This is a genomic window from Colwellia psychrerythraea, assembly GCF_000764185.1.
Taxonomy (GTDB): Bacteria; Pseudomonadota; Gammaproteobacteria; order Enterobacterales; family Alteromonadaceae; genus Colwellia; species Colwellia psychrerythraea_B.
Map to the genome: position 1 here is coordinate 92,240 of NZ_JQEC01000057.1, position 22,215 is coordinate 114,454.

A 22,215-nucleotide genomic window follows, 5' to 3' on the forward strand; every position below is an offset into this window, starting at 1 on the left:
AGTAAAAAGGTGCAGTAAGTATCCTTAATTTAGGGAAATAAAAATAACATGTCAGAACGAGAGCTAAATAAAGAAAAAGTTAAAGAAACCCCAGCTGCACAAATAACCAAGCCAGAAGTTAATGTTCTTGTAGAAACGGCAGATCCTGTACGTAGGATAACTAAATATGTGTTAGCCATTACAGCTTTAATTTTTATTTGGTACATCATCGCTGATAGACATGCGCCTTGGTCAGACCAAGCCAGAGTGCAAACTTATGTTATTCCTATTGTGCCGCAAGTCTCAGGTCGGGTAACCGAAGTTTTAGTTAAGCAAGATCAAATAGTCTCCCCTGGCGATGTCTTATTTAAAATAGATCCAAGTGATTATCAATTGGCTGTTGAAGATGCTGAAGCAGCTTTAGAGTTAGCTGGGCAAGAAATTGGCGCAGGTATGGCTACGGTAGTAACTGCCCAAGCACAGCTGGTTGTCGCTGAAACTAATGTTGAACATGTTAGGGCGCAAAGTGCTCGTGTATTTGAAATGGAAGAAAAAAATGTTCTTTCACATTCAGACGGTGATAAAGCACGTGCCGCAATCAAGGCGAGTAAAGCCGAAGTAATAAGCGCTAAAGCGAACTTAGATAAAGCCAAGCAATCGTTAGGTAAGGCGGGTAATGCAAACCCACGTATCCGTTCAGCATTAGCGAAATTGAAAAAAGCCCAATTAGATTTAAGCCGTACTGTAGTCTTGGCACCCTCATTAGGTGGCATTACTAATTTACAGATAGATATAGGGTTTTATGCGAAAGCTGGCGCTGCCGCTATGACCTTTATTGAAGGTAATACGGCTTGGATTCAAGTTAACTTACGTGAGAATAACTTAGCCAACTTAGCCATAGGAAATTCTGTTGAAATAGCTTTAGATGTTGATCCGGGTACTATTTATCGCGGAAAAATTAGCAGTATAGGTTTTGCGGTAGATACAGCTTCAACGAGTGCTGTCGGCAGTTTAGCTAACGTAGAGTCAAAAAGTGGCTGGTTAAGAGATGCCCAGCGCTTTCCTGTGATGATAACCTTTGATGATGACAGTACTAAAGGCAAGCGCCGTTTAGGTGGGCAAGCCGATGTGCAAATTTATACCGGTGATAATTGGTTTGTGAATAGTTTAGGTTGGGCTTGGATTCGAGTATTAAGCATACTTTCTTATGTCTATTAAAATGACCGATAAATCAGCTAGTATTGGCAAAAATATATTTGCTGATGTTAAAGCGATGCGCACTTTACGTTTTGCCTTTGGTGTAACTTTCGCTTGTGCTTTAGCTTATGGTATTAATTGGCCGTTGGCTTTTTTAATGCCTGTTTTCACCGCAATGATCTTGGCGATGCCATTACCAAAACCATCGGTAAAAGCAAGTTTTTACAATATGGTGAGCACGCTGCAAGCATTTGCTATTGGACTCGCTTTTTCTTTATTCTTTTTACAATATCCAATGGCTTATTTAATAACGCTAGCTTTGGTGTTATTCCATTTATATTATTACTTAAATCGTGGTGGCTCTTTTTGGTTTACCTTAATGGCGATGATCGCGATTTTAATTTTACCAATGATAGCCAATACCAATGAAGGTCTGGCAATAGGCTTTTCTGCTGGTTTTGTTTATTCCAGTTGGTTAACTATTGTTATGCTTTGGTTGGCGCATTTTGTTTTTCCTGACCCTAGCTTTACCCACTTTCCGGTAAAACCTAAATATAGCAATGTCTATTCAAAAGTTGCCGCTAAAACTGCTTTAAAAAGCACCTTGGTTGTTTTTCCCATCGCGGCAGTTTTTATAAGTTATGGCTTGAGTGATTATTTACTTGTGATTATTTTTTCAGCGCTTTTCATTCTGAAACCTGACTTGGCAGAAGGTAAAGAAGCAGGTATGAATTCATTACTTTCTACCTTGTTAGGAGGCACATTTGCTTGTGTTTTTTATTGGTTAATTGTCGCAGTACCACAATTTAATTTTTACTTGTTTTTACTGTTTGCTACCGCGCTATTTTTTGGTCGCCATATCTTTTCTGGTACGCCAATAGCCAAATATTACAGCTCTGGTTTTATTGCCTTGCTGGTTATTGTTAATAGTGCAATGGCAGCAGATAGTAATTTTAGTGAAATATTAGTCCAACGGGTTTTACTTATTTGCTCAGCAATTTTTTATATTATCTGTGCTTTAAAAGTACTTGAACGTTTTTGGTTTAAAGCCAATAACCAATAGCCCTAGTACTTGAATGTAGAAGGTGGATAAAAAATAACTGACAGCTATTTAATAAACTCTATGTTTCCAGAGCAAATTAGCTGTTCATATTTAGCGGTTGTTTTTTACTTCTCTTTTGTTGATGCATGCGCTTATCGGCGAGTGTTAAACACTCAGATTGACTTTTACTCTCTATGTTTGATGCTATTCCAAAACTGATGCCCTAAACCTCTTTTTCATCAATTATTTGCAAAGCCTGACCTGTCAGTTCTATTGAATGTTCATCGGGTAAATGAATAGACCAAGCTTGATTAGTAATTAAACTAATCAACAAAAAATAATGCTTTTATATACAGCGGCACAATTATTAAAATAACTTTATGCTAATAATATTAGAGCTAGAGAATCATAATATTTTACTGCTGAAAAATTAATTGTCAAAACCGCACAATTATTGGAATGGTTGACTTATTACAGCTCCAAGAACGAATTATTTTAGTCGCTTCTAAACCATCCATTACGACCAGATCAAAATCTCCTGATTTAAGTTGCTTAAGTGCTACCTCGCCATTATTTGCAACATCAACCTTATGGATTAGGTTTCCGAGTACAGCAAGCATAAGTCCTTGTAATATTCGAGTATCTTCAACTAACAATATCTTCATTTTGCTAGGAATAGTATTTGCAAATTAAGAAAGAATTCTTATATTGCGCTTAATATCTAGCCTCAGATTTGTTCAGCTATATCGGAAAAACCTTTTAAGTGTTTAAATTTAGTACCTTACTTAGTTGGTACAGTTTTTGATATAACTTATTATACGGCGACTTTTATTTGTTTTATTGAGTTTTTAAATCATCAAAGAGATCATGATTTAAAAATAATAGATATCCGATTGTTAATGTAAATAAGAGGGAATTCAAAATGAGAAATAAAATATTTAATTCATTGTTTACCAGCTTAATTTTTACTTTATATATGTTGATAAACATTGCTAATGCAGGAGTGATTACCTTAAATAATAATACTGAAATTTCTACGTTAACATTATCTAGTAGTTTTACCGGTTTTTATAGTTACGGTACACCCAACACAGCTTCTGCTAATACAGGGCTTGAGGAAGAAGGTAATGCAATAATGTTTTTAGCTGAATATAGTGGTGAATTAGCCTTTTTTACTTTGTTAGATGCTCCTGGAGTTGCTCATCCTCTTCGCTCCCTTAATATGACTTTAAGTGATTTTAATTTGTCTGATGTTGTTTTAGTGGATGATTCTAAAGAAGGAACGTCAAGTGGTTTTAGTTGGCGGTGGGTTTCTTGTTGCACCGATGGAATGATTTACAAAATAAGCAATAAGGATGATTTTAATATTGATATTACTTTTAGTGATATTGTTGGTATAAATAGCTTTAAGTTTCTTTCTTTTACCGATCAATTTATTACCCCAGAAATAATCATAGTTGATAGTTCTTTTTCTATTCAAGCGACACCAGTACCTGAGCCAGCGGTACTTGCTATTTATGCTTTAGGTTTAATTGGTTTGGGCTTACGCCGTTATAATAAAAGCGCTTAACTGTAATACTATTTTCATAAATAGCCATTGTTGGGAATTTCTTCTATTTTCATCCATTGAAGTTGTAGTGTGCAGGTATAGTCAGATAAGGGGCACAATTTATTCCCTGCGGAATCAATTGTGCCGACTGCCAGAATCAAACTGCTAGGCTTATATGAGTTACTGATTCAATCGGTAGTTGATTGTGTTGACAAATTCCAGACGAACAAAAACCTTAACATTGCTGTTAAGGTTTCGTTTCTTCCTTGCGGAATAAATGGTGCCGACTGCCAGAATCAAACTGCTGGGCTTATATGAATTACTGATTCCATTAGTAGGGCGGTTGTTACTTCATGTAAGGTGAATTTAAGGCAATAAAAAAGCCTCAACATAAATGCTGAGGCTTATTATATTCTCACTGAGAATGAATGGTGCCGACTGCCGGAATCGAACTGGCGACCTACTGATTACAAGTCAGTTGCTCTACCAACTGAGCTAAGTCGGCACACAAAGCTGTGTGCAGTATTCAAGACTAAGTTAATTGACTTAAACACTCTGGCACCGAAATAATGCTTAATATTACTAATAAAATAATAACTGAGCACCACTTCTGTAAAATGGTGCCCCGACCCGGATTTGAACCAGGGACACGAGGATTTTCAATCCTCTGCTCTACCAACTGAGCTATCGGGGCATATCATGTATAACTTGGCTTTAATCTGCTACCTCGTTAAGACGGGGCGTATTAAACTGTTTTTCCTTTACCCCGTCAACTGTTTTTTACTAACTTTTTTATAAAAAGTGTCTATTTGCTGTTTTTTACAGCAGATATGTTTTTTGTGCAGTTTTTGTGAGCGTTAACGAGTGATAAAATAACCAGGCTGATGCAAGGTCGCAATAAAATAACTTCTATTTACTTGGAGGTACATAACCTTCAATCTCAGGTTCTTTGCCTTCAAATAGGTAAGCAACCATGGCTGTTTCTAAAAAATTACGGTCATCGGCATTCATCATGTTCATTTTTTTCTCATTAATGATCATAGTTTGTTTCTTTTGCCAGATAGTCCAAGCCTCTTTAGAAATATTATCAAAGATACGTTTACCTATTTCACCAGGGTAAAGTTGAAAACCTAAACCTTCCGCGTCTTTTTTTAGATTTTGACAAAATACTGTGCGACTCATAATGTTTTCTCTTCTCTATATTTAGGTAGGTGATAGTTAATTTAACTTTTAGCTAATTGCTAACTCTTAATCACTAAGTAAGGTTAGTAGTTTTTGCGTTGAAGCTGCTAAGCCAACATTTAGTCCTTGATGCAAATCATACCACTTCTGCTGATTAGGTTCGTTTATTTCTGTTAACTCAAGTTGTTCACAGTCAACCAGTACAGGCGTGATATCTAAATGAAAGTGGCTAAATGTATGCCTGAACTCTGTCATTGTATGTGATGAAATTGCTTTAAGTGATAAGTTAGCCAATAATTCATCCATTTCAGTTAGCTCATCAATCTCATGGAAGCACCATAAACCACCCCAAATGCCAGTAGGCGGTCGCTTCTCCATTAATACTCTATTAGTGCGTTCATTTAGTATTCTAGGAATGACCATAATGGTTTTCTTCTCAGGAATTTTCTTCTTCGGTTTTTTCTGAGGGTAATTCATTTGTTGCTCACCAGCTTTAGCTAAACAACTTTGTTCAACTGGGCATAATGGACAAGTGGGTTTGCTGCGTGTACAGACAGTTGCACCAAGATCCATCATGGCTTGGTTGAAACTGTCAGTTTCTATAGCGGGGGTTAATTGCTCGCTTAATTGCCATAGAGCTTTATCGAACTTGCTTAAACCGTTATAACCTTCAACCAAATAGCTTCGTGCAAGCACACGTTTTACATTGCCATCTAAAATAGGGTGATGTTGTTTTAAGGACAAACTTAAAATAGCGCCAGCGGTTGAACGGCCAATGCCAGGTAGGGCAATAACTTGCTCAATTTCTATTGGAAATAGTCCTTTAAAGTCACTGACCATAATCTTGGCCGCTTTATGCAAATTACGTGCTCTGGCGTAATAACCTAAACCTGTCCAATGATGTAAAACTACATCTTCATCAGCATTGGCTAAATCAGTAATTGTCGGAAAACTTGCCATAAAGCGTTGGTAATAAGGGATAACCGTTGCAACTTGAGTTTGTTGTAACATGATCTCAGAAATCCACACGCGATATGGGGTTTTATCTTGTTGCCAAGGAAAGTGTTTTCGACCTTGTTGGTGATACCAGCTGACTACTTGCTGGCCAAATTGTTCAGCCGAGTTAGCTGATATTGTTATTGGATTATTCATAGCGCGCAGTGTAACTAAATAATGTGTTGAGCTCAAATAGGCAAATTCGCATCTTGAATGATTAGGCTATATAATATCGCTTTTGAAATTATCTTAGCTTAATTGCAAGCTAAACCTAGAACCGAACTAGGAAAAAATAAGGCTTTATAATGAAATTTAACGCAAAAAATCGTAGTCGTCGCATCCGTAAAAAATTACGTGTTGATGAGTTTCAAGAGTTAGGCTTTGATGTTGCTTGGAAATTACAAGACGGCATAAATGGTGAGGAACTTGATGCCTTTATTAGTAAATTTTTTGCAGAAGCGATACAGCCAAACGAATTAGGTTTTGGCGGTGAAGGTGATACTTTATGGCATGGCTTAATTTGTACGCAAGCTTTAGGCTCTTGTACTGAAGAGCATCGTGTAGCTGTTGAAAAATGGTTAACAGGAAATGGTGCTACTTCAGTAGCAGTAAGTGACCTTTACGATGTATGGTGGGCTGAATAAAATTGCGCTTCATAACTGCGCTTTATGCTGCATTGTTCTCACTATTTTTAGCATCACTTATGAAACATAAGCTCAGTTAAAAATAGCTCGACCGCTTTGCCTAAAACGCATTGATATTGCGTAATTGGCGTAACCCTTTATTGATTATCGTCTAAATGGCGTTTATTAGAAAGATTAGAAAAGATATTTAAAATGACTGAAAAAACACATAAAACAATAGAGCAAGCAGAGCAAGAAGGTAAGTACATTCGTAAAGTACGTAGCTTCGTAAAGCGCGAAGGTCGCTTAACAAAAAACCAAGAACGTGCGATTAATGATCATTGGCAAGGTATGGGCTTAAACCATAGTGATGGCGTGATCAATACCCAAGCATTATTTTCCAATGAAAATCCAGTAGTGTTAGAAATTGGTTTTGGTATGGGTAAGTCTTTGGTTGAAATGGCTAAAGCGGCGCCAGAGCTGAACTTTATTGGTATTGAAGTTCACAAACCAGGTGTCGGTGCTTGTATTTCATCTGCAATTGAAGAAGGTGTTGATAACTTAAAAGTGTATGAACACGATGCTATTGAAATTTTAGCCGATTGTATTCCCGACGGTACGTTAACAACAGTACAATTGTTTTTCCCTGATCCATGGCACAAGAAAAAGCATCATAAGCGTCGTATTGTTTCAGCTGAATTTGTTGAAACAATTAGGCAGAAGTTGAAGGTTGGTGGTGTTTTTCATATGGCAACAGATTGGGAAAACTATGCAGAATGCATGTTAGAAGATATGCAAAGTGCGCCTGGTTATAACAATTTGTCTGAAACAAATGATTATGTCCCACGTCCAGACTCACGTCCGTTAACTAAGTTTGAAAACCGTGGTCAAAATTTAGGGCATGGTGTTTGGGATTTACAATTTGCTAAGAAAGCTTAACCGTATTGTTAAGCTTTACTTTGTTTACCTTAGCTAATGCAAGCTTGGTCTTGGCTTGGTAAAGGTAAATATTGGCGTTCGATGAAAAATAAATGCTGAGCATTGCGTAAATTTCCACTGTCAATGAGCCATTGTTGATCAATGATCTCACGTGCTAAAGCTGCATGCAAAATGCGGCTTTTATATTGAGTCCAATAGAGTAATGTTGCTGCTTGATGACAATCATTATTAGGCCGCTGTTTACTGCGCGTTAGGGCTAATTCTTCGATAATATTAGCGATAACTTTACTTTTTAATTCACTATCGATTTGCTGCTTAAAGCGAGTAAATCTTTTTGCTTTTACTAATTGCCATAGCAACCAAAGTAATGACAGTAACGCCAGTATGGCGATAATTTCCATGCATATTTCCTATTTGTGTGATCAATAACACTATACCATTTTAAACAGTCCCTAAACCATTTATCTAGTCAACTGCATAAAACTAATGATAAAAAGATAACAGTTGGTTACACTGTTATTAATTTCATCACACACGGATTTTTATCAATGATCAGAGCTATTTTTATTCTTAGCGTTTTCTTCTTAAGTGGCTGCGCAACATCTTCACAGGCGTATCAAGTTAAAGAAAATTCAATTCAAACTTTATATAAAAAAGTAAACCCTTCGGTTGTTGAATTACATGTAAAGTCATTGGCTGACCCTAAGCCTGGCCAAGTTACATATAAAGATCATACTTCTAACTCTTTGGGTTCAGGTGCTTTAGTTAGCAGTGAAGGCCGTATATTAACTGCAGCACATGTGGTAGATAAAGCCACTGCAATTGAAGTGCAGTTTGCTGATGGTACTAAAACTACCGGTCATGTTGTTTGGGTAGAGCCACTGATTGATTTAGCCATGATTCAAGCTGCGGAAGTTCCTAGTTCAGCTAAACCGTTAAAATTAGCAAAAGCTAATGACTACCAAATAGGTGAGCAAGTAATTGTTATTGGTGCACCTTTTGGAGTTAGTCATAGTTTATCTGTCGGTTATTTAAGTGGTATTCGTGATGGTAATGCTATTCCAGGCAGAAAGTTAGTACCGCGTTTATTACAAACAGATGCCTCAATTAACCAAGGTAATTCTGGTGGACCAATGTTTAACCTTAATGGTGAAATTATTGGCATAGTTAGCCATATATTATCAAGAAGTGGCGGCAGTAATGGTTTAGGTTTTGTGATTTCTGTTGATACCATACAGCATATAATTGATAGCGATCCTGGTACTTTCTCTGGATTTATTCCTATGTTACTTTCTAAAGAGCAGTCTTATGCTATTAATAACTCTGCCGGTCATGGTATGTTAATTCAGCATGTTATTCCTGGGACTTTGGCTGATAAACTAGGTTTTAAAGGTGGTAATTTAAGTGTAGTGATTGGTCGTACGCCTGTTTTACTCGGTGGCGATATTCTACTAGAAGTAGGTGGTCGAGCTATTATTGATCTAGCTTCAGCTGTGCAAATTAAGAAGCATCTTACAAGTTTTGAAAAAGGTGATAGAGTAACCTTTAAATATCTGCGTAATGGTCAAAAGAAAGAAACTTACTGGATCGTTGAATAGTTATTAACTATTTGTGATATTTTATTGAAAAGTTACTGGGATTAAGCGACAGATGAAGTATCTGGCGCTTTTTTGGGGTTATTAAGCAGTAAAAGACATATTTTAATGGTGTTCTATTAATGACTCTTTATAATGGTCGTTAATATTGTTCGGAAGCATTTTATGAATATAGTATATAAAACAAGAACACAACTAGTGGTTGAAACTCTTCGTGAGAAAATCCTAAGTGGTGAATTTAAAGCTGGTGAATCACTTCGTCAAGCAGCGTTAGCGACCGAATTAAATGTAAGTCGTATTCCTGTAAGAGAAGCATTGTTGCAACTTGAAGGTGAAGGGTTAGTAGTTTTTGAACCGCATAAAGGTGCAACGGTTACTGAGCTTAACGCTAAACATGTTGATGAGCTTTTTGACTTAAGAGCAATGCTTGAAGGGCACTTATTAGCTGCTTCATTACCGCTATTAACCAGCGAAAAGTTGACTGAGGCTAGTGAGATTTTAGCGCAGTTAGATAAAGCGTTAGGTAAGGAAAATGCAGCAAACACTTGGAGTGAGCTGAATTCTCGCTATCATAATTGTTTATATTCAGCAGCTAATCGTCCTCAAACGCAAGATTTAGTTAATACGCTAAATAAAAATGCAGACCGATATATTCGTATGCATTTATTGTGGGCAGGCGGTATTTCAAAAGCAGGCCCGGAGCACAACCAGTTACTCGCTTTTTGTAAAACAGGCGATATTGATGAAGCCGTGGCGGTATTAAAGCATCATATATTGAGCTCTAGAGATGAAATAAAAGCATTTTTAGAACAACGCGAAGCAGCAAATATATAAGTTAGCTCAATGTTATAAGTATATTTGCTTACTTTTGTCCTAAAAGTAAGCAAATATTGACTTTTCCCCTCTATATCTATAGTATTCCCGCGCCTTAAAATCACAGAAAACTTGCTTGTTATTGTCTATGCTTAACGTTGATTAAGTATAAATAATCATGCTCGCCAATTAGTATTCGCTGATATTTATTCATTGAATTAAATAGCCGCGATAAACCCAATGAGATAAAAATGTTTGAATTACACGCCAGTAAAGTGTCCAACCTGAAAAATGATGTGTTATCGGGTCTAACCGTTGCCCTAGCACTAGTCCCTGAAGCGATAGCTTTTGCATTTGTTGCCGGTGTAGGCCCATTAGTCGGTTTATATGCAGCCTTTATGGTCGGTTTAATTACCGCTGTGTTTGGTGGTCGTCCTGGAATGATCTCAGGTGCAACGGGCGCTATGGCTGTGGTTATGGTTAGTTTAGTTGCCATTTATGGTGTTGAATATTTATTTGCCACTGTCGTGCTGACCGGTATTTTACAAATATTGGCAGGGGTTTTTAAGATGGGTAAGTTTATCCGTTTGGTACCGCACCCGGTAATGTTAGGTTTTGTTAACGGTTTAGCCATTGTTATTTTCTTAGCACAACTTGGCCAATTTAAAGTTACCAATGCAGCTGGTGAATTAGAGTGGATGCAAGGTGCACCGCTCTATACCATGGCAGGTTTAATTATTTTAACCATGGCGGTAATTCATTTATTCCCTAAATTAACTAAGGCCGTACCTTCTACCTTGGTAGCTATTGTTGGGGTTTCTATATTAGTGTTTGCACTCGGTCTAGATACTAAATTGGTAGGCGATGTGGCATCTATTGCTGGCGGCTTGCCGACCTTCTCAATTCCAGATGTGCCTTTTTCTCTAGAAACGTTAAAAATTATTTTCCCTTTTGCACTTGTACTTGCCGCGATTGGCTTGATTGAATCTTTATTAACTCTGACTTTAATTGACGAACTAACTGGCACACGTGGTCGTAGCAATAAAGAATGTATTGCCCAAGGCGCAGCAAACACTGCCACAGGCTTCTTCGGCGGTATGGGTGGTTGTGCGATGATAGGTCAGTCGATGATCAACGTTAACTCAGGTGGTCGTGGTCGAGCATCAGGTATTACCGCTGCATTAGCATTGTTAGGTTTTATCTTATTTGCCTCTGGTTTAATTGAGCAAATACCATTAGCCGCATTGGTTGGGGTGATGTTCATTGTTGTTATTGGTACTTTTGAATGGTCAAGTCTACGTATTTTAGGCAAGGTACCTAAAGCTGATGCTTTTGTTATTATCTTGGTTTCTGGCGTAACTGTTTATTCTGATTTGGCGGTAGCTGTAGTTGTCGGTGTTATTGTTTCAGCGCTAGTTTTTGCATGGGAGCATGCCAAACATATTGCAGTAACTCGTAGTGTTGATGAAAGTGGATCAACAGTATATGAGGTTAATGGTCCAATATTCTTTGGTTCAATTGCTAACTTCCTTGAGCAATTTACGCCAGAAAAAGACAGTGACGATGTTATTGTTGAATTTAAACATGCCCGTGTTGTTGACCATTCAGCAATCGAAGCTATTGATACCTTGGCCGAACGTTATTTATCACGTAACAAAACCATGCATTTAAAACACTTAAATAAAGAGTGTAAGGATTTACTAGAGAAAGCTGATAAATTAGTTGAGCTAAATTTAATTGAAGATCCTGATTATCATATTGCTAGTGATAAGTTAGCTTAAGCTAATTTATCACTAGCTTGAGTGAATCAAGCTTGCAGTTATAAAAAATGCGTTGATAAGTTATACTTAACTTACAGCGCATTTTTTTTATTTGTTTTTCTAACCCTAGGAGAGTTAAGTGCAATTAGAGTTCTTTGACGTTCCTAGCCCATGTGTCAGCATTTGTGAGACTGATGAAAAAGGCCTCTGTCGTGGTTGCATGCGCTCGCGCAATGAACGACAAGAATGGATAAGCTTTACTAACGATGAAAAACAAAAAGTAATCAAACGTTGTTTACAACGTAAAAAACGTAAATTGAATCAGCAAAAAGAAAAGCAACCGGAACAAGTTGTTGAGTCTTTATTAGAAGAAAATTTACAACCTTCATTACTTGACCCTCCAAGCCAAACTAAACCTAATCTTAAAGCTGAGCTGGGACAAAATTCTGATTTAGATTTTAGTGACTTTGAATTGTGATTTTTAGTTATACGCCAGTATTTATTAGAATAACCTGCTGCGATTCATTGTGTTAATGTTTCTATGATTTTGAAATCAACTTAATTGATACTACTTTCTTCATGGATGAATCTATGCGCCTAAATCACTTTATCATTATACTTACTTTGCTGTTAGCTGCTTGTAGCCATACACATAATAGCCAAAATAAAAGCTCTAGAGGGAAAAATAACGCTGAGTTTTCCTCTACTAATAGCCTCAAAAAAGAAATAATAAGCAGCCACCTCGCCATTAATGTCGATAGCGCAGGGCAGCCTGCAGAGCAAGATTTAGCGGCCTTTGCAAAAAAGATTGAAAATGTCAGGATCTTAGCTTTAGGTGAACAAACCCATGGCGCCGGTAGTGTTTTTAAATTAAAAACTGATTTAATAAAATATTTACATCAGCACCATGGTTTTGATTTGTTTATTTTAGAAAGTGGCATGTATGATGTGCGTGAAATTTATCAACAAGCTAAAAACGGCCAATCAATAAAAACATTAGCCCCTGGCAATATTTTCTATATGTATGCCAAAAGTGAAGAGGTCACTACTTTATTTGATTATGTTAACGAACAGATAAATACTGAAAATCCGCTAACTATGGTCGGCTTTGATAGTCAGCATACTGGAGGTTTATCTTTATCTTCACTTGTTACAGATCTCACTAAAGCGCAAGCAAAGATAGATTGTTCTTGGGTAAATAGCCCGCAGTGGCAGTTGTTTTCCCAACAAGTTCAACAAGTACTTGATGGCTCGAATAGTCGCTTTGCAAAAGATGAAGAGACCGTATTTTTTAGCCTGCTTGACAAGTTAGCAAGTAATTTTGATTCACATAATTCACTAGGTAATAATGGTTTTTGGCTGCGCATAAGCAAAGGGCTTGTCGCTCAAGCCAAAAGGCAGTGGCAACTTGGTGATAATCGCAGTGAGCAAATGGGTGAAAATATTAAATGGTGGGCAGAACAATATCCAGATAAAAAGATCATCGTATGGGCACATACCTGGCATTTAACAAAAGAAGGTAACAATCAGATCAATGCCGGCAAAGTGGTGAGTGATGCTTTTGGTGAAGCCTATTACATGGTGCACTTTAGCGGTGAGCAAGGGAAATACTTAAGTTATATTGATTTAAAGAATAAAGGTGTTGCTAAGTTAACAGAAAATTCAGTAGAGCAAACCTTTAACCAAGCAGCTATTGCACCTATCAATTTTGTCGAAAATAAAGGCCTCTTGCTTAAGGACAGAGTAATGGCTGCTTTTGCTAATGATTATCAAACTACGCTGCCGGCAAATCAATGGTCTACTTATTGGGATGGAATGTTCGTCTTAAAAGAAATCACACCAGCAACTTATCAGCAATAATGCATTAGCTGAGTGTGACTTTGCTATCTGTTCACTCTGATGAGCTAATAACACGAAAGTTTTGCATAGTTGCTTCGGTTAGACTTGCGCACATATTTAGCGGTAAAGTATGAATAAAGTACTAAATTAAATTTTAAGTTAATTATTGTTATAAAACGGTTGCCAGTGATAATTTTTAACTATATTATACGCGCTCTTTAGAGAGTTCAACTCCATAAAGAATGCCCCGATAGCTCAGTTGGTAGAGCAGAGGATTGAAAATCCTCGTGTCCCTGGTTCAAATCCGGGTCGGGGCACCATATAACTTCTCTATGAAGTAACGAAGCCTGAGCATACTATTATAAATAGTATGCTCAGGCTTTTTTCGTTTCTAGGATTGGAAAATTAGTTATTGTGCAGTTAACAGACTAACGAAGATAAAACCTACAGAGTACGAATAACTCTGTAGGGATATTCTAGAAGCCTAAAGTTGCTCTTTCATAGTAAACAATAAATCTAATGCTTGTCTTGGGCTTAAATCGTTTATATCGGTTTCGGCAAGTGTAGCTAAAGCTGGGTGCTCATCAGGGGATAAACTGAGTTGTTCAAAAGCATCACTTTGCACAGGCGTAGCAGTTAATACCGTGGGTGTTTGCTGCTGTTCTAATTCACTCAACCTTTGTTTCGCGCGCTTTATTACCATTTTTGGCACACCTGCGAGTTGTGCTACTTGTAGGCCAAAACTTTTACTGGCGGCACCTTCTTGCACTGCGTGCATGAAAACGATGTTATCGTCATGCTCCATGGCATCTAAGTGTACATTAGCTAAGGTTTCAATCTGCTCTGCTAGCATAGTCAGTTCAAAGTAATGGGTAGCAAACAGCGTGAAGGCTTTGGTTTTGAGTGCCAGCATTTCTGCACAAGCCCAAGCAAGTGATAAACCATCATAGGTACTAGTACCACGGCCAATTTCATCAAGCAGGACTAAACTTCTATCGGTAGCATTATGCAAGATATTAGCGGTTTCAGTCATTTCGACCATAAAAGTTGAACGACCACTGGCTAAATCATCTGAGGCGCCTATGCGAGTAAATATTCTATCGACTAGACCTATGGTTGCGCTGTCAGCGGGTACATAACAACCAATATGAGCGAGTAATACTATTAAGGCTGTTTGGCGCATATAAGTCGATTTACCACCCATGTTTGGACCGGTAATTATCAGCATTTTACGCTGCTCAGTTAATAACACTGGATTAGCAATAAAGACATCACTGGTCATTTGCTCAACCACCACATGACGACCAGCATCAATACTAATGCCAGACTCTTTTACTAATGTTGGCTTAACATAACCTAACGCTAACGCTCGATCTGCAAATGTGGTCAATACATCAAGTTCTGCGATGGCTTGGCTCAATTGCTGTAATTGTGCTAAATCAGGCATGACCTTAGCGAACAATTCTTGATAGAGAGATTTCTCTAATGCTAAAAACTTACTTTGTGCGCTGAGCACTTTATGTTCGTGCAGTTTTAACTCTTCGGTGATAAAGCGTTCATTATTTTTTAAGGTTTGGCGACGGATATAATCATCCGGTACATTAGCTGCTGCAGTCCGGCTCATCTCAATAAAAAAGCCATGGACCTTGTTATAGCCAACTTTGAGTGAATGAATACCAGTGCGGTCTTTTTCACGTTGTTCAAGTTGTGCTAAAAATTCAGTAGCGCCATCACTTAAATCTCGTAATACATCGAGTTCGCCATTATAACCTGGCGCGATAACGCCGCCATCACGGATCAATACAGGTGGGTTTTCAACAATGGCATGTTCAAGCAAACCTTGTAACGTTGGCATTGGTTCACTTTGCTGCGCTAAGGTTTGTAAGTAACTAGGCTTAGTTAAGGTTAATTCGTTTTGTAATTCTGGTAGTTGTTGTAGTGCATGACGTAAGCGAGCAAAATCTCGTGGTCGTGCTGAGCCCAAAGCAATACGCGAAACAATACGTTCAATGTCGCCCAAACCCTTTAATAATGGCTGAATTGGTGTGATTAGGTCTAAATCTATAATATCACTTACCGTATTTTGTCGATTGTTAAGTACAGTTAAATCACGCAAGGGGAAGTGTAACCAACGTTTAAGCAAACGTGATCCCATTGGTGTCGATGATTTATCTAAAATAGCGGCTAGGGTATTATCAAGGCCACCTTGCAGATTTTGTGTTAACTCTAAGTTTCGTCTGGTGGCTGCATCAAGCACAACGCCAGTGTTTGCTGATTCACAAATAATCGCACGTATGTGGGGCAGGGCTGTACGTTGTGTGTCTTTAACATACTGAAATAAACAGCCAGCTGCGGCTAAGCCTAAGGGCTTGTCATCAACACCAAAGCCAGTTAATTCTTTGGTATCAAATTGATTGTTTAATAATTTAATAGCAGTATCAAGGTCAAACTCCCACTCAGGGCGGCGGCGTAAACCTTTTCTTTGTTCAATTAAACTAAAGTCTTGTAATGATTCACTGTAAAGTAATTCAGCAGGCGATAACCTTTGTAGCTCCGCTTGCAATTGTTCATTGGTTTGTGGTTCTGTTAATACAAACCGGCCACTGGCCATATCTAAATAGGCAAGACCAAAAGCTGGCGCTGAATTTGTTTTTAACTTAGCTTGCGGAGATTGATTATCGACAATAGCAACAATGAGGTTGTCTTGCCTATCCGTTAGTAATGCTTCATCACTAACAGTACCAGGCGTAATAACCCGTACCACTTTACGTTCAACCGGACCTTTGCTCGTAGCAGGATCACCTATTTGCTCACAAATAGCGACAGACTCACCTAAGCTAACCAACTTGGCTAAGTAGTTTTCTACCGCATGATATGGCACACCAGCCATTGGAATTGCATTACCGCCGGTTTTACCACGAGCAGTAAGTGAGATATCTAATAAGTCTGATGCTTTTTTTGCATCATCAAAAAATAACTCATAGAAATCGCCCATGCGATAAAAGATCAAAATATGCGGAAACTCAGCCTTAATAGTTAAGTATTGACGCATCATAGGGGTGTGGGATGAAAGATCTTTTGTGACAGTGGTCATGAAATGCTAAAACTCTTAGGTTGTTACTAGGGATATTTATCGCTAGATTATGCCATAAGCAGGATTAGCATTTCTTAACTTTTTGCTATTTATTATCTCGCCATCCAAGTATTAAATAGGGACCAAGCTACTAACCACATAACTAAAGCAATGATTACATCGATAGTCATTTTTACTTTTGGTCTACTTAATTTTTTAGATAATTTGGCCGCGCCAAACGCTAAACAACTAAACCAAGTTAATGAGCCAAAAACACAACCAATGAGAAAGTACACTTTTACTTCATCTGAATATTGTCCGCCAACACTACCAATAACCATTACAGTATCAATGTAAGCGTGTGGGTTTAAAAATGTTACCGCTAAGGTAGTTAGAAAAATGATCTTCGCTGACTTTTTTTTCAAAACGGTATCAGAGGTTTTATTTTTTTGCCCAAATGCAGATCTCATCGAGAGTAGTCCATATATACTTAGAAATAAGATGCCACCCCAAGTAAGTATGTTAAATAAAGTAGCATTGTGCGACAGTAAAATACTACCACCAAGCACGCCCAAGCTAATTAACAAAGCATCATAAAGCACAAAAAGAGCCGCGGTCATTTTGTGATGATTTTGGCTAATACCTTGGTTTATTAGCATCGAATTTTGCGTGCCTATGGGCATGATCATGCTTAATGTTAGGGTAAAACCTTTGGCTAAAACTAATAAACTCATAATGTACTCGATAAATTAATCAGGGAATTTGATAAGCGCTAGTTTGCACTAATGATTTGTTTTAATATAATTAATAATATTTAACTATCATTAGTAAAACTTATTAGAGGTGAAGAGTAATGGCAAACTTTGACTATAAATTGCTGGCTGCGTTGGCAGATGTTATCGAACTACAAAGTTTCGAGTTAGCGGCGCAAAAATTATTTATCTCTCAATCGGCTATTTCTCAACGAATTAAGGCGCTAGAAGAGCATATTGGCCAGCCGGTACTTATTCGTAATCAACCCATCATTGCCACAGCTGCTGGCGAAAAACTGCTAAGCCACTATAAAAAAATTAAACAACTTGAGCATGAACTTGTGCCTATATTGTTTCCAGATAAACCAATAAAACCGATGAAAGTGTCGCTAGCTATTAATGCTGATAGTATTGCTACTTGGTTTATTGATGCCATTACGCCAGTACTTAAAAATCACCTAGTGGAGTTAAATCTAATCATTGAACATGAAGAGAGAACGTTAGATAAGTTACGAAGCGGGCAAGCTATTGGCGCGGTGAGTGTTATTGAACAACCACTAAAAGGCTATCGTTCATTTAAACTTGGTGAAATGGAGTATTGTTTGGTGGCGAGTAAGACTTTTGCACAAAAATATTTTCCTGATGGTGTTAACCAAAGTTCGTTAAAAATGGCACCTGCGATAAGTTATGATCATAAAGATGATATGCATGTTCGCTATATTGCCAAGCACTTTAACTTGGCTGCTAGTGAGTATTATTGCCATAGTGTACGCTCATCTGAAGCATTTGTTGCGCTGGTAAAACAAAGTGTTGCTTATTGTTTATTACCTAAATTACAAATAGAACAAGAGCTAAACAGCGGTCAATTAATTAATTTATGCCCTGATCAAGAATTAGTAGAAACTTTATACTGGCATAGCTGGGTGTTAGTTAAAGGTGTTAACAAACAAATTTCAGAACAAATAGTGAGTTTTGGACGAAAAAAACTAGCGTAGTAATTTTTTTACGTTTTATAGTACTTGCGTAACATAATGTGACTGTTTATATTAATTTAGATGAGGTGTTCATTTTGAGAGCTTATTGAAAAAATCATACGTAGAGCAAGAGAATAAAGCGTTAAATACATCTAAGCGAGTTGTTATTTTAACGAGTTTTTTGATCTTAATATTGTTGGTATCACAGAGCTTCTCTGCCAGTAATATCCATCAAAGTTACCAAGAATCATTGATGGACTCAGTCACCGACCGTATCCTTTCCGATTATCAAGAGTATTTCACTCAACTGCGTTTAGAAATAGACCTATTTCAACAAAAGCAGCTTAATGCAATTGAGCAATTAGAACAGAAAGCAGAACAAGCTTCACAGCAAAACTATATGCAAGTATTAACTTCATTGCGAAGTGATATTGAGAATACACGGTTATTTGCCTTAATTGATCAAAATGGCCAAGGCAGCTTAAAGCATATAACAGGAAATTTTTTGCCTGATTGTGAAAGTGAAATTGCGACAACAATAGCAGATGGGATGCAAAAAAAGCTGTTTTTACATCGCAGTAAAAGCAGTATTCACTTTGACTTATTACAGCCTTTGGCGACTAACTCTGGTGAAGGGGCTTTTTTCTTTGTAGCTTTTAATCCCGATATTTTAATTAACTTACTAAAGAAATATCAATTACCACACCAGCAACTGTTCTTAATGCGAGCGGATACTCCTGGAGAAGTTGAGTTAACCACTGAAACGAATAATAATAATAAATATGGTGAGTTAATTAGCCTTGGAGAGTTAAAGTCTTTTAATTTTGTTAAACAAATTCCAAATACTCGCTGGCAACTAGCCATTCGTTTATCGCCACAATATAGCAGTAATTTATACCGCCAAGGTTTGATTAAAGCCGTACTTATTTGGCTGTTGTTATCATTATTTATCTATGGTTTTTTCCGCCAACAAAAGCACAGTTTACAAAAGCAATTGCAAGTTGAAAAAGCGCTAGCTTACGTCGATAATTATGACCAATTAACAGGTTTAGCTAACCGTGTGAACTTTGATAGGCAGTTATCTGAACATATTGAAGTCAACCGTTTACTTGCTCATAATTCAATAAATGCGAACACAATAGTGAGCAACAAAGTGGGTGTTGTTATGCATATTGATTTGGATAAATTTCAAGTTATTAATAACAGTGTTAGTTATGCTCTTGGTGATAAGTTCCTGCATCAAATATCAATGAGTTTAAAAGAATTTCTCCCTGATAATGCTATTATTAGTCGCTTAGGTAATGATGAATTTGCTGTACTGCTACCTGATTTATTGTTTAGTGAAGCTAAGGCGTTTGCTCATAAAATACGCCTACTTATTCAAAAAATTCGCATCGCTGAATATCATCAAGATACGAATATTACCGCCAGTATTGGTGTCATCATTTTAGATCATTCTATTTTTGATGCACAGCAAGTGTATTCATCTTTAGGGCAAGCGGTTAGTTTGGCAAAAGAAAAAGGTCGAAATAGAGTACAAGTTTATCAAAGTGATGATGAGCAACTTGTTTTACACGCGAAAGAGATGGAGGCAGTGCATGATGTTGCTGAGGCACTAAAAGAAAATAGATTGCTTTTGTACCGACAAGAAATTAAATCTCTGAGCCAAGAAAATAGTTCTCATTATGAAGTACTGGTACGTATGAAGAATTCAAAAGGCATGTTAGTGCCACCTAACCATTTTATTCCAGCCGCTGAGAAATATGGCTCAATCAGGCAGATAGACCAATGGGTTATTGAAAATACTTTTAAAATGCTCGCCTTATCCCCAGAGGATAACACCCGTTACAGCATAAATTTGTCGGGTGTTACCATAGCTGACCGTGATATATACGATCAGGTAGTTAGCTTATTCGAACAGTACCGGATACCAGCAAAAAGAATTTGTTTTGAAATCACTGAAACCTCAGCAATAAGTCATTTAGACTCAGCACTACACTTTATTCATAAAATGAAGATCTTTGGTTGCCAATTTTCATTGGATGATTTTGGTAGTGGTTTATCATCATTTAGTTACCTACAAAAACTACCTGTTGATATTATAAAAATAGACGGTGCTTTTGTGCAAGATATGGATACTAACCCGATAAACCGTATTTTTGTCGAGAATATTAAACGTACTGCCGAGGCAATGAATAAAAAAACCATAGCTGAGTTTGTTGAGAATGCCGTTATTGAAAAAATGTTAACTGAAATCGGTATCGATTATGGCCAAGGTTATCATATTCATAAGCCTGAGCTTTGGTTTGAAGCAAGAGAATAATCGCTTACTGCTACACAGATAAATTTAAGACTTTTATTTTATTGGTGGTCCTACATTTAGTGCAACATCTGTAGAAAACATTAGTATCATATTCGTCAGAAATAACATTTTCTTCCAAAAAAAAGTACTGCCAAGTCTCGGATTTTAGTCCGTAGCTTCTTTATTCTAATATCTTACTATGTGCTTTGCGCTGCCCCTATAAATCCATTTAAGCCTAAAGAGACTATAGGCTTTCACTGTACAAAATATAACGCGGCTCTCTCAAAATGATAAATTAAAAAACAACAAAATCAGAATTTAAGTAAAATTAAGTAGGGATGAATAATTGAATAGTAACTTTTAATAATAAAAGTCACTAAAGTTACTATTGTTGTAAAAACTATTATTTATCAGTGTATTAAAAGTGTCATCTGTCAGTTTTTTTAAACAAAAATAAAAAAATCATTAAAAAGCTTGATACTGTACGACCATACAGTATACTTGTCTCATCAAAACGAGATAAGCGATAAAAATCGCGGAGCAACTATGAAAGACGATAAAGAAAAAGCACTATCTGCAGCCTTAAGTCAAATCGAACGTCAATTCGGTAAAGGTTCAATAATGAAGCTTGGTGATAATAACACCATGGATGTAGAAACTATTTCTACTGGTTCATTAGGCTTAGATATCGCATTAGGTGCTGGCGGTTTACCTCTAGGTCGTGTTGTTGAAATTTATGGCCCAGAATCGAGTGGTAAAACAACGTTAACTCTAGAAGTGATTGCAGAAGCACAACGCAATGGTAAAGTTTGTGCATTTATTGATGCAGAGCATGCTCTAGATCCAGTTTATGCTGAAAAGCTAGGTGTTAATATTAATGAGTTATTAATTTCACAGCCTGATACCGGTGAACAAGCATTAGAAATTGTTGATATGTTAACGCGCTCTGGTGCTATTGATGTAATTGTTGTCGATTCTGTTGCCGCGCTTACTCCTAAAGCCGAGATTGAAGGTGATATGGGTGATTCACATATGGGCTTACAAGCACGTATGTTGTCACAAGCAATGCGTAAGCTTACTGGTAATTTGAAAAAATCGAATACAATGCTTATTTTCATCAACCAAATTCGTATGAAAATAGGTGTTATGTTTGGTAGCCCAGAAACAACTACTGGTGGTAATGCGTTAAAATTCTATGCTTCAGTACGTTTAGATATCCGTCGTATTGGCGCAGTGAAAAACGGTGATGAAATTGTTGGTAATGAAACCAGAGTTAAAGTAGTTAAAAACAAAATTGCGCCTCCGTTCAAACAGGCTGAATTCCAAATATTATACGGTGAAGGCATTAACAACTTAGGTGAACTAATAGAGCTAGGCGTTAAGCATGGTTTTGTAGAAAAAGCTGGCGCTTGGTATAGCTGTAATGGTGAACGTATTGGTCAAGGTAAAGCAAACGCTGCTAAATATTTAGACGAGCACCCTGATATGGCCAAAGATGTTGATACTAAGCTACGTGATATGTTTTTATCAAAAAAAGACGTGACCGAAGATAAGAAAGAAGAAGCATTAGCTGATTAGTTAACTATACAAATTAAACCTA

The 22,215-nt window shown here is 37.2% G+C and carries 19 protein-coding genes and 3 tRNA genes; 14 read left to right on the plus strand and 8 right to left on the minus strand.

Annotated elements, in window-relative coordinates:
• Positions 1-48: 48 nt before the first annotated feature.
• Positions 49-1,197: an HlyD family secretion protein gene (locus GAB14E_RS03660; RefSeq protein ID WP_033083963.1), complete on the plus strand. Its 1,149-nt coding sequence runs from the start codon at positions 49-51 to the stop codon at positions 1,195-1,197.
• On the plus strand, positions 1,187-2,239 hold the full coding sequence (locus tag GAB14E_RS03655) for a DUF2955 domain-containing protein (protein ID WP_231562101.1): 1,053 nt from the start codon (positions 1,187-1,189) through the stop codon (positions 2,237-2,239). Before GAB14E_RS03660 ends, GAB14E_RS03655 begins: the two co-directional genes overlap by 11 nt.
• Before the next feature lie 416 nt (positions 2,240-2,655).
• Here the strand turns inward: GAB14E_RS03655 and GAB14E_RS03650 are convergent, their stop codons facing one another.
• Positions 2,656-2,883 (minus strand): response regulator, encoded by a 228-nt coding sequence (locus GAB14E_RS03650; protein ID WP_033083964.1) that lies wholly within the window; start codon positions 2,881-2,883, stop codon positions 2,656-2,658.
• A 257-nt stretch (positions 2,884-3,140) separates the two neighbouring features.
• Here GAB14E_RS03650 and GAB14E_RS03645 point away from each other — a divergent pair, with 257 nt between their 5' ends.
• A complete protein-coding gene (locus GAB14E_RS03645; protein WP_033083965.1) occupies positions 3,141-3,788 on the plus strand; it encodes a PEP-CTERM sorting domain-containing protein in 648 nt (215 codons plus the stop codon).
• 408 nt (positions 3,789-4,196) lie between these two features.
• Here GAB14E_RS03645 and GAB14E_RS03640 read toward each other — a convergent pair.
• From GAB14E_RS03640 to mutY, 4 genes are all read right to left on the minus strand, one after another.
• A tRNA-Thr gene (locus GAB14E_RS03640) sits at positions 4,197-4,272 on the minus strand.
• A 113-nt stretch (positions 4,273-4,385) separates the two neighbouring features.
• Positions 4,386-4,461 (minus strand) — tRNA-Phe (locus tag GAB14E_RS03635).
• Between the two features lie 215 nt (positions 4,462-4,676).
• Complete coding sequence (locus GAB14E_RS03630; RefSeq protein ID WP_033083966.1) at positions 4,677-4,949, minus strand: oxidative damage protection protein; 273 nt, start codon at positions 4,947-4,949, stop codon at positions 4,677-4,679.
• 66 nt (positions 4,950-5,015) lie between these two features.
• Positions 5,016-6,101, minus strand: coding sequence for an A/G-specific adenine glycosylase (mutY, locus tag GAB14E_RS03625; protein WP_033083967.1), 1,086 nt, complete (start codon positions 6,099-6,101; stop codon positions 5,016-5,018).
• 149 nt (positions 6,102-6,250) lie between these two features.
• Between mutY and GAB14E_RS03620 the strand changes: the two genes are divergently transcribed.
• Both GAB14E_RS03620 and trmB read left to right on the plus strand, forming a co-directional pair.
• Positions 6,251-6,589, plus strand: a complete 339-nt coding sequence (locus GAB14E_RS03620) for a YggL family protein (protein WP_033083968.1) — start codon at positions 6,251-6,253, stop codon at positions 6,587-6,589.
• 192 nt (positions 6,590-6,781) lie between these two features.
• Positions 6,782-7,507, plus strand: a complete 726-nt coding sequence (gene trmB / locus GAB14E_RS03615; protein ID WP_033083969.1) for a tRNA (guanosine(46)-N7)-methyltransferase TrmB — start codon at positions 6,782-6,784, stop codon at positions 7,505-7,507.
• Between the two features lie 29 nt (positions 7,508-7,536).
• Here trmB and GAB14E_RS03610 read toward each other — a convergent pair whose 3' ends face one another.
• Positions 7,537-7,908, minus strand: coding sequence for a hypothetical protein (locus GAB14E_RS03610; protein ID WP_033083970.1), 372 nt, complete (start codon positions 7,906-7,908; stop codon positions 7,537-7,539).
• A 147-nt stretch (positions 7,909-8,055) separates the two neighbouring features.
• On the opposite strand from GAB14E_RS03610, the gene GAB14E_RS03605 reads away from it, so the two are divergent.
• The 6 genes from GAB14E_RS03605 to GAB14E_RS03580 all read left to right on the plus strand — a co-directional run bounded on the left by GAB14E_RS03605 (position 8,056) and on the right by GAB14E_RS03580 (position 13,834).
• Positions 8,056-9,105 carry a S1C family serine protease gene (locus GAB14E_RS03605; RefSeq protein WP_033083971.1) on the plus strand — a complete coding sequence of 350 codons (1,050 nt, stop codon included), beginning with the start codon at positions 8,056-8,058 and terminating at the stop codon, positions 9,103-9,105.
• A gap of 162 nt (positions 9,106-9,267) precedes the next feature.
• Positions 9,268-9,936 (plus strand): GntR family transcriptional regulator, encoded by a 669-nt coding sequence (locus GAB14E_RS03600; RefSeq protein ID WP_033083972.1) that lies wholly within the window; start codon positions 9,268-9,270, stop codon positions 9,934-9,936.
• A 230-nt stretch (positions 9,937-10,166) separates the two neighbouring features.
• Positions 10,167-11,696: a SulP family inorganic anion transporter gene (locus GAB14E_RS03595; RefSeq protein ID WP_033083973.1), complete on the plus strand. Its 1,530-nt coding sequence runs from the start codon at positions 10,167-10,169 to the stop codon at positions 11,694-11,696.
• Positions 11,697-11,814: 118 nt separating this feature from the next.
• The gene (locus GAB14E_RS03590; protein WP_033083974.1) at positions 11,815-12,153 is read left to right on the plus strand and encodes a DUF1289 domain-containing protein; all 339 of its coding nucleotides are present in this window, start codon (positions 11,815-11,817) and stop codon (positions 12,151-12,153) included.
• A gap of 113 nt (positions 12,154-12,266) precedes the next feature.
• Positions 12,267-13,535, plus strand: coding sequence for an erythromycin esterase family protein (locus GAB14E_RS03585; RefSeq protein WP_033083975.1), 1,269 nt, complete (start codon positions 12,267-12,269; stop codon positions 13,533-13,535).
• A 223-nt stretch (positions 13,536-13,758) separates the two neighbouring features.
• Positions 13,759-13,834, plus strand: a tRNA-Phe gene (locus GAB14E_RS03580).
• A gap of 164 nt (positions 13,835-13,998) precedes the next feature.
• Here GAB14E_RS03580 and mutS read toward each other — a convergent pair.
• Positions 13,999-16,608 (minus strand): DNA mismatch repair protein MutS, encoded by a 2,610-nt coding sequence (gene mutS / locus GAB14E_RS03575; protein ID WP_033083976.1) that lies wholly within the window; start codon positions 16,606-16,608, stop codon positions 13,999-14,001.
• A gap of 92 nt (positions 16,609-16,700) precedes the next feature.
• The gene (locus GAB14E_RS03570) at positions 16,701-17,321 is read right to left on the minus strand and encodes a LysE/ArgO family amino acid transporter (protein ID WP_033083977.1); all 621 of its coding nucleotides are present in this window, start codon (positions 17,319-17,321) and stop codon (positions 16,701-16,703) included.
• Positions 17,322-17,440: 119 nt separating this feature from the next.
• Between GAB14E_RS03570 and GAB14E_RS03565 the strand changes: the two genes are divergently transcribed.
• The 3 genes from GAB14E_RS03565 (at position 17,441) to recA (ending at position 22,193) form a co-directional block, all read left to right on the plus strand.
• The gene (locus GAB14E_RS03565) at positions 17,441-18,334 is read left to right on the plus strand and encodes an ArgP/LysG family DNA-binding transcriptional regulator (RefSeq protein ID WP_033083978.1); all 894 of its coding nucleotides are present in this window, start codon (positions 17,441-17,443) and stop codon (positions 18,332-18,334) included.
• A gap of 85 nt (positions 18,335-18,419) precedes the next feature.
• Positions 18,420-20,636: a putative bifunctional diguanylate cyclase/phosphodiesterase gene (locus tag GAB14E_RS24290; RefSeq protein ID WP_156115783.1), complete on the plus strand. Its 2,217-nt coding sequence runs from the start codon at positions 18,420-18,422 to the stop codon at positions 20,634-20,636.
• A 525-nt stretch (positions 20,637-21,161) separates the two neighbouring features.
• Positions 21,162-22,193: a recombinase RecA gene (gene recA / locus GAB14E_RS03560; RefSeq protein ID WP_033083979.1), complete on the plus strand. Its 1,032-nt coding sequence runs from the start codon at positions 21,162-21,164 to the stop codon at positions 22,191-22,193.
• Positions 22,194-22,215 lie beyond the last annotated feature (22 nt).

Coding starts and splice junctions, on each gene's coding strand:
- GAB14E_RS03660 (WP_033083963.1), top strand. CDS start 49: ATGTCAGAACGAGAGCTAAATAAAGAAAAAGTTAAAGAAACCCCAGCT.
- GAB14E_RS03655 (WP_231562101.1), top strand. CDS start 1,187: ATGTCTATTAAAATGACCGATAAATCAGCTAGTATTGGCAAAAATATA.
- GAB14E_RS03650 (WP_033083964.1), bottom strand. CDS start 2,883: ATGAAGATATTGTTAGTTGAAGATACTCGAATATTACAAGGACTTATG.
- GAB14E_RS03645 (WP_033083965.1), top strand. CDS start 3,141: ATGAGAAATAAAATATTTAATTCATTGTTTACCAGCTTAATTTTTACT.
- GAB14E_RS03630 (WP_033083966.1), bottom strand. CDS start 4,949: ATGAGTCGCACAGTATTTTGTCAAAATCTAAAAAAAGACGCGGAAGGT.
- mutY (WP_033083967.1), bottom strand. CDS start 6,101: ATGAATAATCCAATAACAATATCAGCTAACTCGGCTGAACAATTTGGC.
- GAB14E_RS03620 (WP_033083968.1), top strand. CDS start 6,251: ATGAAATTTAACGCAAAAAATCGTAGTCGTCGCATCCGTAAAAAATTA.
- trmB (WP_033083969.1), top strand. CDS start 6,782: ATGACTGAAAAAACACATAAAACAATAGAGCAAGCAGAGCAAGAAGGT.
- GAB14E_RS03610 (WP_033083970.1), bottom strand. CDS start 7,908: ATGGAAATTATCGCCATACTGGCGTTACTGTCATTACTTTGGTTGCTA.
- GAB14E_RS03605 (WP_033083971.1), top strand. CDS start 8,056: ATGATCAGAGCTATTTTTATTCTTAGCGTTTTCTTCTTAAGTGGCTGC.
- GAB14E_RS03600 (WP_033083972.1), top strand. CDS start 9,268: ATGAATATAGTATATAAAACAAGAACACAACTAGTGGTTGAAACTCTT.
- GAB14E_RS03595 (WP_033083973.1), top strand. CDS start 10,167: ATGTTTGAATTACACGCCAGTAAAGTGTCCAACCTGAAAAATGATGTG.
- GAB14E_RS03585 (WP_033083975.1), top strand. CDS start 12,267: ATGCGCCTAAATCACTTTATCATTATACTTACTTTGCTGTTAGCTGCT.
- mutS (WP_033083976.1), bottom strand. CDS start 16,608: ATGACCACTGTCACAAAAGATCTTTCATCCCACACCCCTATGATGCGT.
- GAB14E_RS03570 (WP_033083977.1), bottom strand. CDS start 17,321: ATGAGTTTATTAGTTTTAGCCAAAGGTTTTACCCTAACATTAAGCATG.
- GAB14E_RS03565 (WP_033083978.1), top strand. CDS start 17,441: ATGGCAAACTTTGACTATAAATTGCTGGCTGCGTTGGCAGATGTTATC.
- recA (WP_033083979.1), top strand. CDS start 21,162: ATGAAAGACGATAAAGAAAAAGCACTATCTGCAGCCTTAAGTCAAATC.